The following is a 13,988-nucleotide window of genomic DNA, read 5'->3' as shown; positions in this document are numbered from 1 at the left end:
TTATAAAATGTAATTAAACAGATAACCGGATAGTATAATGAAGAAAGCAACTGTGCCAAAAAAGATACCAATCAGTTTCCATGTCATTACTTTTTTGAGTAAGGTTGCTTCCGGTAATGATAGCCCGACAACGGCCATCATAAAGGCAATGGCTGTTCCCATAGGGATACCTTTTGCTACAAATACCTCGATAACCGGAACGATACCTGCGGCATTGGCATACATCGGTACGGCAAGAATTACGGAAAGAGGAACTGCATACCAGTTGTCTTTCGACATATATTGCTCAAAGAAACCTTCCGGTACAAAGCCGTGCATAAAAGCACCTATACCTATACCTATAAGGATATAGACAAGTACGCCGCTTACTATCTTCCACGAATCACGGATAATGGTTGGCAGTCTTTTTATAAAGGTTGTATGGTCTTTTTCCCATTCCTCGCTTTGTACTGAAGAATTGGCTTGTATTTGCTTTACCCAGTCGCTGAGATAGGGTGCAAGCTTCATTTTTCCGAGGACGAAACCGCCGATAACTCCAAGCAATATACCACTAATCACATAAATCAGAGTAACCTTCAGTCCGAAAGAACCTAAGAACATGGCAACGGCAACCTCATTCACCAATGGTGAGGTTATCAGAAAAGCAAAGGTTACTCCCAACGGAATACCTCCCTTTACAAACCCGATGAACAACGGAATGGAGGAACAAGAACAGAACGGGGTTATTGCTCCGAAAATCGAAGCCAACAGGTACTGAAGTCCGTACATTTTGTGTGTTACCAGATAATTTCTCAAACGCTCTATCGGGAAATAGGCATTAATAATTCCCATTAGTACGCTGATGAAAAACAAGAGGATTAAAATCTTTATAGTGTCATAAAAAAAGAAGTTTACGGCCACTCCTATCGGAGTGTCGGCACTCAGTCCGAACAGTCCGTAAACAAGCCAGTCTGCAAAATCCTGTATCATATTTTAATTGTTTTTATTCGTCTAAATACGAACATTGTTCCAGTTAAAAAAGCGGCAGATACAACCGTTATGGCATCTGCCGCTCATCGTTAAATAACTCTGTTTATCAGATACCAAGAAGTTTCTTTACATCACTTTCTGTCGGCACCTGTCCTTTCATCTTCACTACTTCGTCAATGACAACGGCAGGTGTAGTCATGATGTTGTAGTTCATCATTTCCATGATGTCGTCCACCTTGGTCAGTTTTGCATCGATGTTGTTTTCTTTCAATACCTTCTCAATTACATTATAGGTTGATTTACATTTGGCACAACCCGGACCTAATACTTTAATTTCCATATTCGTAAATATTTTATTTGTTATCAAATCTGTTTTACAGATACATTATCCAGCAATAATAGATGCCGATGATGATGAATACCACACCTACAATAAGGTTCATCCATTTCTGCACCTTCTGCATCTTACCGTAGAAACTTCCCATCTGCTGTACACTGAAAGCAAGAATCCATGCAACGGCAAGTACAGGCAGGGCTGTGGCAATAGCGAATACCACCGGCAGCAGATAACCGGCTGTAGCCGTTGCAGACATCGGTATAAGCATACCGAAATAGAAAACTCCGCTTGTCGGACAGAAAGCCAGGGCAAAGAGTATTCCAATCATCAGGGCACCCCATCCGCCTTTCCTGGCGAGACCTTCCGCATTTCCGTTAAACCCGAATTTCGGAAGATTAAGTTTGTCACCAAAGAGCATGAACAGGCCTATTACAAGCAGAAGCGGACCAAGAACGAGTTCACCCCATGTCCCGATAGTCTTCTGAATGCCGAACATGCTGGAACCTTCTTTCAGAATCATAATCAGTACCACTCCGAGCAGGGTGTATGAAAGGACACGTCCCAACGTATAAAGAAGACCGTTCCGGAAAATGCGTTTTCTGTTTTCAATGTCTTTCCGATAAATCCGATGGCCGCTATATTTGTTGCAAGCGGACAAGGTGATAGTGCGGTCAGCAGTCCGAGTAAGAATGCCGTAAGAACGGGAGTAGAGCTGTTATCCAGCAATGTCTGTAACCAATCCATAGCCCTTATATTATTTCAACATTTCATTTACAGATTTCACTATACCTGCCTTGAATACATCCGGTGACTTACGGGCGTTTCCGAAAGCAAATTCTGTCATATTCTCGTATGTCTCCTGTCCGTTCTTATACTTAACGATAAACAGTGATGACCAGGTTACCTCATACTTTTCAGCTATCTTCTCATTTTCTTTCTTGCTGATGTCTATTACCTTAAAAACGACCTCACCTTTTTTGATCTGCTCGGCAAAACTTTCTTCCATCGCAGCTTTTGTGTTGCTTTCGATAGCCATACAGGTTGCGCAACGCTGCTTTCCATGAAAATACAATACTTCTACATGGTCTTTTACTGTCACTTCTTTTTGAGTCTGTGCTTCAGTTCCGTTCTTTGCGTTCATGTTGCAAGAGATAAAGGCGAAACATACAGCAATTAAGAATAAAATCTTTTTCATGTCTTTCTATTTTTTGTTGTTAGTTATTCGCAAAACTACGAATCTTCTTGTCAAAAAAAGAGCTTACTTGCAGCAGCCCTCTTTCTTACATATAGGTTGGCCAAGAAAATCTGCAAACATTTTTTTTGCAGTTTCCCAGTTTTCCTTGTTGATACAGTATTTTACTTTCGGTGTTTCTATCTCCCCTTGGATAAGTCCGGCTTCTTTCAACTCTTTCAGATGCTGAGATACCGTAGCCTTTGCAATGGGAAGTTCCTCATGAATATCACTGAAAAAGCAACATTCCTGAGATGCCAGGAACTGGAGTATGGCTATACGTGCCGGATGTCCCATCGCTTTTGCAAAACGGGCTAACTTCTCCTGCTCTTCTGTATACTTCTTTTTTATCATTTCTATCCCTCTTTCTGTTTGTTATTCGCAAAAATACGAATATATTTCAATAAGTCGAATGAATTATCATATTTTAATCTTTAAAAACACTTGTTATCCCTTCCATCAAAAATAAATCCCAATCCTGATTTGCCAGCCGCATTTATTCCTTTTTTCAGGAGAATTTTCTTTATGGCTTACGCCATGAAAATTCTCCTGAAAAAGAATGCGGCGGCAAAAGGATTAGAATTAAAGGAAAGATTACAGGGATTAACTGCGACCGACGTGACGCATAGCCGTAAACTAAAGGCGGCTATCCTTATATTCCATATATGACCTCACAAATACTGTGAAAATCCACCTTACCCAATAATAAAAACATAACCTGCTTATCAACTCCCGAAATAAGACAGGGATTTCAGCTCCCTCCGATCTGCATAGTCCGGTGGCTTCGCCATGCTTTTACTTCTACTCTTCATACTTCTTTTCATCCTTTTTTCCTGCTGTTTCAACATTCTTTCCAATCCTTCGTATGACATTTGATGACATCTGATGCCATCTAATGCCATCTATTTGCAAATCAATTGTTTACCCAATTTATCATCTTACATTTGGACTGTGAAACAAATCAAGTAGTCACTCAAAACAAAAGATTATGGCACAAGAAAACAGTCCAGACAAGGGAAAAAGGCAAGGCCGGACAAAGAAAACGGAAAAGCCTTATGTGGAACAAATTGACGAGCTTCTGCTCGTACATAACAAGAACGACCCCAAGGGAGGTTTGGGAGTGGTCAGCAAGGCGGACGGGAAAGGCAATTATCAGACGGTCACACCGGAAGAGAAGAACGAGAACTCATTCATGAAGTTCGACAAGAATTCGAGTATCCTTGAAAACTTCATCAAGAATTTCTGGAGCCAGCTGAAGGAACCGACGCACTTCCGGCTTATCCGCATGACCTTCAATGATTACAAGCAGAACAAGCAGGCACTCAAGGATCTGGCCGAAGGCAAGAATACTATTGCGGTAAAGGAGTTTCTGAAACGCTATGAAATCGTGCCGAAGGCAAACAGTCAGAAAAACAATCAAACAAAAGAGGAGGAAAAAGCAATGGCAAAAAAACAGGAACAGACAGCGCAGGCACAGCCTGAACAGGTATCACAGGTGGAAGCGGCAGCACAGGGACGCGAACAACAGGAACCGCAACGCCAGCAGACACCAACATACCGCTATAACGAGAACATGATAAACTGGGATGAACTGGGCAAGTTCGGTGTGTCAAAGGAAATGCTGGAACAGTCCGGACAGCTTGACAGCATGCTGAAAGGATACAAAACCAACAAGACCATGCCGCTGACACTCAGCATTCCGGGGGTATTGACCGCCAAGCTGGACGCACGTCTCTCATTCATATCCAGCGACGGACAGGTCATGCTGGGCATCCACGGCATCAGAAAGGAACCGGAACTTGACCGTCCTTATTTCGGACACATCTTTACGGAAGAGGACAAGAAAAACCTGCGTGAAAGCGGGAACATGGGACGTGTGGCAGACCTCAACCTTCGTGGAAATACGACAGAGCCATGCCTGATTTCCATTGACAAGAATACCAACGAACTGGTAGCCGTCAGACAGGAGCATGTCTATATCCCGAATGAGATCAAAGGGGTTACACTGACTCCGGACGAAATCCAGAAACTGAAAAACGGAGAACAGATTTTTGTGGACGGCATGAAGTCCAACCAGGGAAAGGAATTCAACGCAACCTTGCAGTACAGTGCGGAAAGAAGGGGTATAGAGTTCATATTCCCAAAGGACCAGGCATTCAACCAACAGTCTCTCGGAGGTGTACAGCTTTCACCGATGCAGCTCAAGGCACTGAACGAAGGCCATACCATTCTTGTGGAGGACATGAAGCGAAAGAACGGTGAACTTTTTTCTTCCTTTGTCACCATGGACAAGGTCACAGGCGGACTCCAATACACACGCCACAACCCTGAAACGGGAGAAATCTACATACCGAAGGAGATTTGTTCGGTACAGCTCACACCGGAGGACAAGGAAGCATTGCGTAAAGGACAGCCAATCTATCTTGAAAACATGATCAACCGTAAAGGTGAGGAATTCTCGTCATTTGTAAAGCTGGACCTTGCAAGCGGAAGACCGCAATACTCAAGAACCCCGGACGGTTTCAACGAACGACAGGCACCAGCAATCCCGGCTGAGGTTTACGGACACCTGCTTTCGGCACAGGAAAGAGCAAACCTTCAGGACGGAAAGGCCATCCTTGTGACGGGCATGAAAGGTCCCAACGGAAAACCGTTCGACTCGTACCTGAAAGTAAACGCAAATACCGGACAGCTGCAATATTTCCAGGAAAATCCAGATATCCGACGCAACACTTCACAGCGTGCCTCACAGACAGACAACACCCAGCAGCAGGAACAGAAGAAGGGGGCGAAACAGGCTGTCTGACCCGACCGGTGTTACAAACAATCAAATCATCAAATACAAAAAAGGAATCAAATATGAGCAAGAACAACCATCATATCTACAAGGCTGAACAAATAGACTGGGAAAAACTTGAATCAGTGGGTATCAGCAAGGAACTGATTGAAAAGGACGGCAACCTTGACCTGCTTCTTCAGGGAGAGGAAACCAATGTCATGTCCGTTAAAATCAAGACACCCGTATTCTCACTGACCATGGATGCCACGCTCAGTCTGACAGAAGGCGAGAACGGAAATCCGGTCGTAAGCATAAACGGTATCAACCGCTCAGGTGAATAACAATCCATTATGTATCATTTTTCCTTTCCATACGGACTTGCCGTATGGAAAGACATAAAAACAGAATTAATCATGATTGCAATATTGACAGACAAACCAAGTGTAGGAAAAGAAATAGGACGGATAATCGGCGCAACTAAAGTAAGAAACGGATATGTGGAGGGAAACGGCTACATGGTCACGTGGACTTTCGGGAACATGCTGTCACTGGCCATGCCGAAAGACTACGGGACACAGAAGCTCGAACGTGACGACTTCCCTTTCATCCCTGCCAGATTCGGGCTGATGATACGCCACACCCGTACCGAAAACGGCTGGATACCGGACATAGAGGCGGTTCTACAGCTTAAAGTGATTGAAAAGGTATTCCAGAACTGCGATACGATCATCGCGGCTACGGATGCAAGCCGTGAAGGAGAAATGGCATTCCGGTATGTTTACCAGTATCTGAACTGTACCCAGCCGTGCTCACGCCTGTGGATTTCATCCCTGACAGACGAATCCGTACGCAAGGGACTGGAGGACATGAAGCCGGACAGCTGCTACGACAGCCTGTTCCTCTCCGCCGACTGCCGCAACAAGGCGGACTGGATTCTCGGAATCAACGCCAGCTATGCCATGTGCAAGGCGACGGGACTCGGCAACAATTCCCTCGGACGGGTGCAGACACCGGTGCTGGCAGCCATAAGCAGACGTTACCGGGAAAGGGAGAACCATATTTCATCTGACAGCTGGCCCGTCTACATAACCCTGCAGAAAGACGGCATCCTTTTCAAGATGCGCCGTACTCAGGACCTTTCCGACAGGGAGTCTGCCGCCATGTTTTTCCAGGACTGCAGGCTGGCACAATCGGCACAGATTACCGGCATCACCCGCAGCATAAATGAAATACTGCCGCCGGAACTGTTTGACCTGACACAGTTGCAGAAGGAAGCGAACATCCGCCATGGACTTACCGCATCGGAAGTGTATGACATCACCCAGTCACTTTATGAGAAGAAACTGATCTCCTATCCACGGACATCAAGCCGTTACCTTACGAAAGACGTATTTGACTCGCTTCCGCCGATCATGTCAGATCTGCTTTCATGGGATATGTTCACCACTTCCGGGAAAAGTGCCGCAATAGATGTCCTGACACTTTCACGCAGTGTAATCAGTCGGGAAAAAGCGAATGTACACCATGCAATCATAACGACAGGAGTACGTCCTGACGGACTGTCAGAAAAGGAAATGCTGGTCTACAGGCTTGTGGCAGGAAGAATGCTTGAAGCGTTCATGCAGCCATGCCGCATAGAGACAACAAGCGTAGAAGCGGTATGTGCGGCACAGCACTTCAAGGCGGAGCATACAAAGATTATAGAAGAAGGCTGGTACAGTGTATTCAAACACCCGGACATAATTCCACAATCAGCATATTCCGTAAACGGACTTCCACAGCTGGACAAGGGTATAAGCCTGAATCTGTGCGGATGCAACATGCTGCACAAGAAACAGCTTCCTGTAAATCCGTTCACGGATGCGGAACTGGTGGAATACATGGAACAGCACGGACTCGGAACAGTATCATCACGTACAAACATCATACGTACACTGATCAAGAGAAAATATATCCGCTATTCAGGAAAATATATCGTACCGACACCGAAAGGCATGTTCACCTATGAAACCATCCGTGGAAAGAGGATTGCGGACGCCTCTCTAACCGGGGAGTGGGAAAAGCAGCTTGCCGGACTTGAAAACGGAATGACGACCGGACAGAAATTCCTGGACAGAATCAGGACTCTCGCCATGGAAATGACCGATGATATATTCAACACCTATACTCCCAAGAAGATCTGACATCCCAGACATACCAACCAGAAGAATGCAGGCCGGAAGGTCTGCATTCTTTTTACCCGTAAAGAAAGAAGCTGTTTTTCCGCTTTTAAGCGGCAAAGGTCTTGGATTGCCTGCCTTTTGCGGCAAGGCGGCCCTTGCGGGCTTGGCTGGACAGGAAAAAATCATCCTCGCTGCGCTCCGGTATTTTTTCCCGCCAGGCCTTGCGCAAAAAGGCAATCCAAGAGGCCGAAGGCCTATAAAATCGGGAAAACACATCCCGATGGGATTATTCATTCAAAAATCAATGATTATGAAACTACAGGTCATAGGAAAAATCGGAAGACATGCAATGGCAATATTCCTGATTACGGGAATATGTCTGCTGACAAGCAAAGGGATTGTCCCCACAGGGATGATTACGCTGTTGTTGCTCGCAGGAGGATTCATCGGTTTCATGTTCAGGATACTGGTCATGATTATCAAGGTTTTCATTCTTCTGTTCATTGTGGGATTACTTGTCGCATAACCATCAAAACATTAAATATATGGAAACAGTTGCTTTCACCTCACAGGCTCCGGTCATGCCGGCTGCATGGCCACAGGGCGAACAAATCAGACCGGTCAGAAGACGCCTGCCCAATACGGTCGACGAACCCAAAAACATCGGCTACTATCTGGAATCGCTACGTGATATTTCCAGCAATCCGGACAGGGAGAATATACTGAAGGAATTCTTCAAGGAAACTTATGTATAACCATAAAACTTTAAAATTATGTTTTTTCAATCAATTTATCAGATGATTACAGCAGGTACGGATCTGAGCATCAATATCCGTAAAGTGGAAAACAGTCTTAGCGTGGCGGTCATGCCGAGGAGGAACAACCTGAAAGAAGACATGCGGCAGAACATGGTACCGCTGGTAGTGAACGGGACACCGGCAGAACTTGACATGGGATTCCTGCAGACCATAATACAGCCGCTGCAAAAGGTGCAGGGACTGCTTGCCAATGCGGAAAATTTCGAGAAACAGGCAGAAAAGGCAACGGCACAGGCAAAGACGCCAAAAGCTTCAACGTCGGTACCGACGGAAACGAAAGAAGCCAGAGAAAAACGGGAAAAGATGGAAAAACTCATTAAGAAGGCGGATGACGCAGCTACGGCCAGAAGATTCTCAGAATCAATGACATGGCTGAAACAGGCCAGAGTCCTGGCTTCCGCAGAAAAACAGAAGGAGATTGACGTAAAGATGCAGGAGGTACAGAAACAGGCCAGTGAGGGAAGCCTGTTCGGTATGGCAGAAGAACCGGTGCCGGTCATGTCACAACCGCAAGTCGGTATGAACGGCCGGTCCCAACCGGTCATGCAGCAGCCGGAAATGTTCCCGGAACAGCATGTCCATGTAACCAATCCCGAACCTGTAATGCAAACGGTCCATCAGCAGATCCCTCATGAAACACACCAGACGGCGTTTGTTGAGAACGGTACATACGTACAGCCGGCCCCAAACCGTCCGGCAATGCAAGGGACAGGCATGCCGCAAGGTGTAGCGATGCAGCCTTATCCGCAGGATTTCCACCAGCCCGAAGCTGTCTCTTATCCTCCACGACAGACACAGCAACCGTCAAACGGACATATTCAGAACGGAACGGTGCAAGTGCAGAACGGAAATGGGCGTGAATACCAGAGCGTACCGGCCGCGAATGAAACATTCTGTTTCGATCCGGAAGACGAGAATGACAGGGAACTCCTGAAGGAAGACCCGTATGCGGAATATCCGGATTTCCCTGCGGAATACCGTATGAAGGACGAGGCACAGATAGAAATGGTATATTGCTGATTCAACAGGACAAATGTCAAACGTATAAATAATAAAGGATATGGCACTGGAAATTAAAGGAATGAAAAGAACATTCAAGATGAAGAAGAACAGTAAGGAAATCGTACTTGACGATCCGAACGTAAACATGTCACCGGCAGAAGTGATGGACTTCTATTCCATGAACTACCCGGAACTGACCACGGCAACCGTGCACGGACCGGAAATAGAGGACGACCGGGCGGTATATGAATTCAAGACAACCATCGGAGTGAAAGGGTAAAGACATGAAAAAAGAACAATGTAAAGACAAGAAACCATGTACACAACTTACGGAACAGGCTATGGAAAACCTGGCCAGACTTATCATATCGGAACTCGAAAATACGGATATAAGCCGTGGTGTCAGGAGCAGGAAGAAAAGAAGGCTTCCGCCGGCAGAAAGCCTCATGGTTTTCTGAATGCGAGAATACCGTCCATCGCTCCCGACCTGTATGTAGAGGATGACAGGGATACAACGGTAAACGTCACTACGAAAGAGAACCTCGATTTCCTGTACCGTTCAGCAAAGAAGTATGCGCAGCTCCTGAATACGGAGCTGCCGTACCATCCCAAAGGAAGAATATCCATAAGGGAGAAAATATGCCGGCTGTATGATGCGCTGGACTCCATCGTGTCACATCATGTCAATCTGGAGCTTGTCGCCGGCAGGCTCCAGTTCTGTATCTACCATTTCCATGAATGGCCCGATTACACCCTGTTCCTCATACCGATAGACTTTGCTGAGAAGCTGCACGGCGAAATAAAAAAGATTACACTGGAGTTCATCAGACGGTTCATCAAATACCACAGGATACAGGATATAACCGACACTCCATATTTTGAGATGTCCGAGTGCTGCATCGACTATATGGACATGGACCGGCTTGATGACGAGGAAAAAAGGGAACTGTACAGGAAGGAAAGGCTATTCAGGTCATACGAGAAAGGAACGGTACACAGAAAACTGGAGAGGATGCACTCCAGGGCATTCTGCCGGAATCTGGAAAGGCACATCCGCAGCTGTACTCCCTCCAACGAAAAGGAAAGGATTCTTCTGGGACTGGTCAATGAGGGTATGTCCCTGATATCAAAGGACAGCCCCCACATAATGAGCTATGACTATGATTTTTCAAGCGAAAGGGAAAGGGACTTCGATCCGCCACCGCTTGAATACCAGATTCTGCTTACATATTCCATTACGGATACGGTTACAAACGACATGGAAAGTTGTTTTTCTACAGATTGCCAGGAGACATACAACCAGACTCCGGTATCATTTACCTTCATCACACCCGAAACAGATAATCTGTTCAGACCCGACGACTATCCGGAACGGTTTTCCAGATGGTTTGAGAAGTTTGTAGAACATGTTACCTATAATTTATAAAAGATATGAACGAGCTGACCAGAAACATGCAGAAAATGATGGTTCCAAAAGCGGCCATCATAGCCTACAAGTATGAAGACAGGAGAAATATTGATTCCAGGTACTTCATAGAATTGCGTCCCATCGGAAAAAACGGACAGATGGGGGCAGGAATCCCCGTAACATACGAATTCATGAACACCCTGCTGGAATCCTATACGGAAGAAATGAGCGGGATACCGTCCGGAAGAATACCCGAAAACATGCTGGCATGTAATCCGAGGAAAGGACAGGAAGAATATGTATGGTACAATCCGCCCGGAAAGAGACAGATGTTCTTCCACAAGGATCTCAACATACAGGACGGCATATTCAATCTGCCGGGAATTGTCTACCGAGTAAAAAACGGAAACATGGACGTGTTCGCCTTCAAGGGGAAACGCCCGGTGGAAACGACACCGCTGTTCCGTGCCCCGTTCTTCAACGTGACCGGATCAAGTGTCTGCCTTGGCAGCAGTTCACTGGAAAAGCCACAGAACCCGACTTTCCTGTCCCTGCTGGAATACTGGGAAAAACGGTTCTGGCTGACAGAATTCTCCCATCTTGGAGGAAATGTCAATCCTACCGTTTCAAATCTTGTCATCGTAACCGGGAACATAAGAGACAATCCGTTCGACATGAACGAACTAAAACCCATGAATAAAAAACTTAAAGACATACTTCCATGAAAAAGATACATTTTACCGACCGCTACCTGCTCAATCCGCGTCATCCGGTAACGGTGTTTGTCATCGGAGCCGGAGGTACCGGCTCACAAGTGATAACCAATCTGGCACGCATGAGCATGGCACTCCAGGCATTGGGGCATCCGGGACTGCATGTCACCGTATTCGATCCCGATACGGTAAGCCAGGCAAATATCGGACGCCAGTTGTTCAGTGAGACGGAACTGGGACTGAACAAGGCCGTGTCACTCGTCACACGTATCAACCGTTTCTTCGGATACGCATGGACTGCCGAACCGCAATGTTTCCCCTCAAGAAACTATTCCGAAAATAATACTGCCAATATAATCATTACCTGCACGGACAATATACGTTCACGTCTTACGCTTTGGAAATTCCTGAAGAAAGTCCGTAAAGAGAATTCCAGTGACCATTCGGATCCCATATACTGGATGGATTTCGGGAACAGCCAGACAAAAGGACAGGTCATCATCGGCACGATCAGGGAGAAAGTCCTCCAGCCTTCGTCACAGGAATATATTCCCATGCCTAAGATGAATGTCATCACCGAAGAGGTGGACTATGCCAAAATCAAGGAGAAAGAATCGGGACCGAGCTGTTCACTGGCGGAAGCACTGGACAAACAGGATCTGTTCATCAACTCCACTCTGGCACATATCGGCTGTGACCTGCTGTGGAGAATGTTCAAGGAAGGAAAGACTTTGTACCGCGGTGCCTATGTCAATCTGGAGACATTGAAAGTGACCGCAATCCCGGTATAATGCATAAGTGACCGTATTATCTTTCCATCAGAATACGGTCACTTATTCTATTTGCTACTTATTATTTACCATGTTCTTACCTCGCTGGAGAAGGAAACTCTGTATCTCTGAGGCAAGATAGAATGATTTTCCGTTCTTTTCCACCGAGTAATATTTAATCTTGCCCTCTTGCCTGTAACGTGCCAGGGTTCTTTGCGACACACCAAGGAGTTCTGCCAGATCCACATTATCAAGCAGTCTGTCTCCGTTCATACATTCTTTCAGACGGTTCATCTGATCCAGTTTCTTTTCAATGCGGGCAAATCCCTCTACCATAGTTCCTATAAGTCTTTCGAGTATCTCATTATCTATATATGACATAATTCCAATATTATTAAGTGAATAAATCGATACTCCCGTTGTGCGCACTCTAAGAGTATTTACTTATATTGGTGAAAATAGTATGCCTTAATTTCAGATAATGACTAAAAAAGATATTACACACTGATAATCAGGTATATAAATTTTATCTGTTCCATATTAGTGTAAACCGAATGTGTAAACTTTTAAACGAATAATTGATAACAGGTTAACAACATTGACATATGATGCTATATGGTGCTATATGATGACAAGTTCTTGACTTAGATAATAAGCAGCATTACTTTTGTCTTGACCACAAAAACAATGATTATGGAGATTGTGAATATTGAGACATCAGCATTTATAGAAATGAACAATGCATTATTAAAAATAGAAAAACAATTGAAGAGTCTGGAAACCTGCAAGTCCGGTCTCAATGATTGGCTGGATAATCAGGATGTATGCACTATTTTAGATATTTCTGAAAGGAAATTATTATCTCTAAGACAGAAAGGAATGATTCCATATAGCCGTATCGAAAGAAAAGTGTATTATAAAAAAGATGATATTATGGATTACATGAAAAGGAACATCAAAACATTTATAAATAATAATGGAAATGGGACAGGTTGTATTGAATAAGGATAGTGAAGAAGTTAAAAGATTTATTGAAACCCTGGAAAAAATTTCCAGTTTTTTGGAAGAGAAATCTTTGATATACAGACCAAAATTGGAAGGATATCGTTATATAACAGAAAAGGATTTATCAGATGCTCTAAAAATTACAAAAAGAACACTCATTGAATATAGAATGAATGGGAAATTACCTTATTACAAAATTGGAGGAAAGATCTATTATAAAGAACAGGATATTATAGAAATATTAGAAAATAACAAAATATTACCTTTTGAGTAGAATTTATTAGACTATTAAAACAAGATGACAATTAAGACAATTACAGATCTAATAAAAAAACAATGGAAATATATATCTATATAATTAGATAAAAGTTTGTAGGAATTGAACCAAATGCTTATATTTGCAGTGTCAAAAAAATAATAACGAGTAACTATCGAAAATTAGTGAATTTGAATAGTTTCTAATTCAGTGGTTCAAAGAAATTTAACGCTATATAAAGCGCTGTTAATCAGAATATTGAATGAAGTTTATTCGATTCCTGGTGGCACCACAGAAAAATCCTGATTTCAAGATGAAGTCAGGATTTTTTGTTTTACCCTCGCCCGATATTACTTCAGCCGACACCAGGAGTCAACGATAGGATCAACGTAAAAACGGATCAACGTAAAAACGGGTCAGTAGCTTTTTAGTGGGGATATGCATATAAGTTCGCAATGCGGAATAAGAAAAACTTCTTGTCAACAACTCCCCTGAGATTCGCTCTAAAGAGTTTGATTTTAGCATTGAATGATTCAGC

Annotated in this window: 17 protein-coding genes and 2 pseudogenes; 12 read left to right on the top strand and 7 right to left on the bottom strand. The window is 44.2% G+C overall.

All coding sequences use genetic code 11. The features are described 5' to 3' along the window. The 5 genes and pseudogenes from H3001_RS15035 to H3001_RS15015 all read right to left on the bottom strand — a co-directional run bounded on the left by H3001_RS15035 (nucleotide 1) and on the right by H3001_RS15015 (nucleotide 2,891). A complete protein-coding gene (locus H3001_RS15035; protein WP_004326346.1) occupies nucleotides 1–969 on the bottom strand; it encodes a permease in 969 nt (322 codons plus the stop codon). A gap of 106 nt (nucleotides 970–1,075) precedes the next feature. Beyond that, nucleotides 1,076–1,309 (bottom strand): thioredoxin family protein, encoded by a 234-nt coding sequence (locus H3001_RS15030; RefSeq protein ID WP_004326347.1) that lies wholly within the window; start codon nucleotides 1,307–1,309, stop codon nucleotides 1,076–1,078. Between the two features lie 34 nt (nucleotides 1,310–1,343). After that, nucleotides 1,344–2,050: pseudogene (locus H3001_RS15025) on the bottom strand (aromatic aminobenezylarsenical efflux permease ArsG family transporter). A 10-nt stretch (nucleotides 2,051–2,060) separates the two neighbouring features. Further along, nucleotides 2,061–2,501 carry a nitrophenyl compound nitroreductase subunit ArsF family protein gene (locus H3001_RS15020; protein WP_032585409.1) on the bottom strand — a complete coding sequence of 147 codons (441 nt, stop codon included), beginning with the start codon at nucleotides 2,499–2,501 and terminating at the stop codon, nucleotides 2,061–2,063. 63 nt (nucleotides 2,502–2,564) lie between these two features. Further along, entirely contained in the window at nucleotides 2,565–2,891 is a 327-nt protein-coding gene (locus tag H3001_RS15015) for an ArsR/SmtB family transcription factor (RefSeq protein WP_181215364.1), read from the bottom strand. Nucleotides 2,892–3,525: 634 nt separating this feature from the next. Between H3001_RS15015 and H3001_RS15010 the strand changes: the two genes are divergently transcribed. The 10 genes from H3001_RS15010 (at nucleotide 3,526) to H3001_RS14965 (ending at nucleotide 12,210) form a co-directional block, all read left to right on the top strand. Further along, complete coding sequence (locus H3001_RS15010) at nucleotides 3,526–5,343, top strand: DUF3945 domain-containing protein (RefSeq protein ID WP_032585405.1); 1,818 nt, start codon at nucleotides 3,526–3,528, stop codon at nucleotides 5,341–5,343. Nucleotides 5,344–5,396: 53 nt separating this feature from the next. Beyond that, the gene (locus H3001_RS15005; RefSeq protein WP_032585403.1) at nucleotides 5,397–5,657 is read left to right on the top strand and encodes a DUF4099 domain-containing protein; all 261 of its coding nucleotides are present in this window, start codon (nucleotides 5,397–5,399) and stop codon (nucleotides 5,655–5,657) included. Between the two features lie 72 nt (nucleotides 5,658–5,729). Beyond that, nucleotides 5,730–7,499 carry a DNA topoisomerase gene (locus H3001_RS15000; protein WP_032585425.1) on the top strand — a complete coding sequence of 590 codons (1,770 nt, stop codon included), beginning with the start codon at nucleotides 5,730–5,732 and terminating at the stop codon, nucleotides 7,497–7,499. Next, a complete protein-coding gene (locus H3001_RS19515) occupies nucleotides 7,462–8,004 on the top strand; it encodes a hypothetical protein (RefSeq protein WP_236253245.1) in 543 nt (180 codons plus the stop codon). Before H3001_RS15000 ends, H3001_RS19515 begins: the two co-directional genes overlap by 38 nt. Before the next feature lie 19 nt (nucleotides 8,005–8,023). Then, nucleotides 8,024–8,233, top strand: a complete 210-nt coding sequence (locus tag H3001_RS14990) for a hypothetical protein (RefSeq protein ID WP_032585402.1) — start codon at nucleotides 8,024–8,026, stop codon at nucleotides 8,231–8,233. Between the two features lie 18 nt (nucleotides 8,234–8,251). Then, nucleotides 8,252–9,316: a PRTRC system protein E gene (locus H3001_RS14985; RefSeq protein ID WP_032585400.1), complete on the top strand. Its 1,065-nt coding sequence runs from the start codon at nucleotides 8,252–8,254 to the stop codon at nucleotides 9,314–9,316. A gap of 40 nt (nucleotides 9,317–9,356) precedes the next feature. After that, a complete protein-coding gene (locus H3001_RS14980; protein ID WP_032585399.1) occupies nucleotides 9,357–9,578 on the top strand; it encodes a PRTRC system protein C in 222 nt (73 codons plus the stop codon). A gap of 36 nt (nucleotides 9,579–9,614) precedes the next feature. Further along, nucleotides 9,615–10,724: a hypothetical protein gene (locus H3001_RS14975; protein ID WP_032585397.1), complete on the top strand. Its 1,110-nt coding sequence runs from the start codon at nucleotides 9,615–9,617 to the stop codon at nucleotides 10,722–10,724. A 5-nt stretch (nucleotides 10,725–10,729) separates the two neighbouring features. Next, entirely contained in the window at nucleotides 10,730–11,431 is a 702-nt protein-coding gene (locus H3001_RS14970; protein WP_032585396.1) for a prokaryotic E2 ligase family D protein, read from the top strand. Then, nucleotides 11,428–12,210, top strand: coding sequence for a PRTRC system ThiF family protein (locus H3001_RS14965; protein ID WP_032585394.1), 783 nt, complete (start codon nucleotides 11,428–11,430; stop codon nucleotides 12,208–12,210). The genes H3001_RS14970 and H3001_RS14965 overlap by 4 nt, the downstream gene beginning before the upstream one ends. A gap of 54 nt (nucleotides 12,211–12,264) precedes the next feature. On the opposite strand, the gene H3001_RS14960 is transcribed toward H3001_RS14965, so the two are convergent. Then, on the bottom strand, nucleotides 12,265–12,570 hold the full coding sequence (locus tag H3001_RS14960) for a helix-turn-helix transcriptional regulator (protein WP_032585392.1): 306 nt from the start codon (nucleotides 12,568–12,570) through the stop codon (nucleotides 12,265–12,267). 312 nt (nucleotides 12,571–12,882) lie between these two features. On the opposite strand from H3001_RS14960, the gene H3001_RS14955 reads away from it, so the two are divergent. Both H3001_RS14955 and H3001_RS14950 read left to right on the top strand, forming a co-directional pair. Then, a complete protein-coding gene (locus H3001_RS14955; protein WP_032592037.1) occupies nucleotides 12,883–13,194 on the top strand; it encodes a helix-turn-helix domain-containing protein in 312 nt (103 codons plus the stop codon). Continuing rightward, nucleotides 13,172–13,468, top strand: a complete 297-nt coding sequence (locus H3001_RS14950) for a helix-turn-helix domain-containing protein (RefSeq protein ID WP_181215363.1) — start codon at nucleotides 13,172–13,174, stop codon at nucleotides 13,466–13,468. The genes H3001_RS14955 and H3001_RS14950 overlap by 23 nt, the downstream gene beginning before the upstream one ends. Before the next feature lie 409 nt (nucleotides 13,469–13,877). Here the strand turns inward: H3001_RS14950 and H3001_RS19890 are convergent. Then, nucleotides 13,878–13,988, bottom strand: a pseudogene (locus H3001_RS19890) (ISAon1 family transposase); the annotation flags it as partial.

It is taken from the genome of Phocaeicola faecicola, from assembly GCF_013618865.1.
GTDB lineage: Bacteria > Bacteroidota > Bacteroidia > Bacteroidales > Bacteroidaceae > Phocaeicola > Phocaeicola faecicola.
Note: the sequence above shows the minus strand (reverse complement) of the source record. Positions and strands in the feature narration are given on the sequence as shown.

Coding starts and splice junctions, on each gene's coding strand:
- H3001_RS14955 (WP_032592037.1), top strand. CDS start 12,883: ATGGAGATTGTGAATATTGAGACATCAGCATTTATAGAAATGAACAAT.
- H3001_RS15015 (WP_181215364.1), bottom strand. CDS start 2,891: ATGATAAAAAAGAAGTATACAGAAGAGCAGGAGAAGTTAGCCCGTTTT.
- H3001_RS15020 (WP_032585409.1), bottom strand. CDS start 2,501: ATGAAAAAGATTTTATTCTTAATTGCTGTATGTTTCGCCTTTATCTCT.
- H3001_RS15030 (WP_004326347.1), bottom strand. CDS start 1,309: ATGGAAATTAAAGTATTAGGTCCGGGTTGTGCCAAATGTAAATCAACC.
- H3001_RS14960 (WP_032585392.1), bottom strand. CDS start 12,570: ATGTCATATATAGATAATGAGATACTCGAAAGACTTATAGGAACTATG.
- H3001_RS15000 (WP_032585425.1), top strand. CDS start 5,730: ATGATTGCAATATTGACAGACAAACCAAGTGTAGGAAAAGAAATAGGA.
- H3001_RS14975 (WP_032585397.1), top strand. CDS start 9,615: ATGTACACAACTTACGGAACAGGCTATGGAAAACCTGGCCAGACTTAT.
- H3001_RS19515 (WP_236253245.1), top strand. CDS start 7,462: ATGATATATTCAACACCTATACTCCCAAGAAGATCTGACATCCCAGAC.
- H3001_RS15035 (WP_004326346.1), bottom strand. CDS start 969: ATGATACAGGATTTTGCAGACTGGCTTGTTTACGGACTGTTCGGACTG.
- H3001_RS14985 (WP_032585400.1), top strand. CDS start 8,252: ATGTTTTTTCAATCAATTTATCAGATGATTACAGCAGGTACGGATCTG.
- H3001_RS15005 (WP_032585403.1), top strand. CDS start 5,397: ATGAGCAAGAACAACCATCATATCTACAAGGCTGAACAAATAGACTGG.
- H3001_RS14990 (WP_032585402.1), top strand. CDS start 8,024: ATGGAAACAGTTGCTTTCACCTCACAGGCTCCGGTCATGCCGGCTGCA.
- H3001_RS14950 (WP_181215363.1), top strand. CDS start 13,172: ATGGGACAGGTTGTATTGAATAAGGATAGTGAAGAAGTTAAAAGATTT.
- H3001_RS14965 (WP_032585394.1), top strand. CDS start 11,428: ATGAAAAAGATACATTTTACCGACCGCTACCTGCTCAATCCGCGTCAT.
- H3001_RS15010 (WP_032585405.1), top strand. CDS start 3,526: ATGGCACAAGAAAACAGTCCAGACAAGGGAAAAAGGCAAGGCCGGACA.
- H3001_RS14970 (WP_032585396.1), top strand. CDS start 10,730: ATGAACGAGCTGACCAGAAACATGCAGAAAATGATGGTTCCAAAAGCG.
- H3001_RS14980 (WP_032585399.1), top strand. CDS start 9,357: ATGGCACTGGAAATTAAAGGAATGAAAAGAACATTCAAGATGAAGAAG.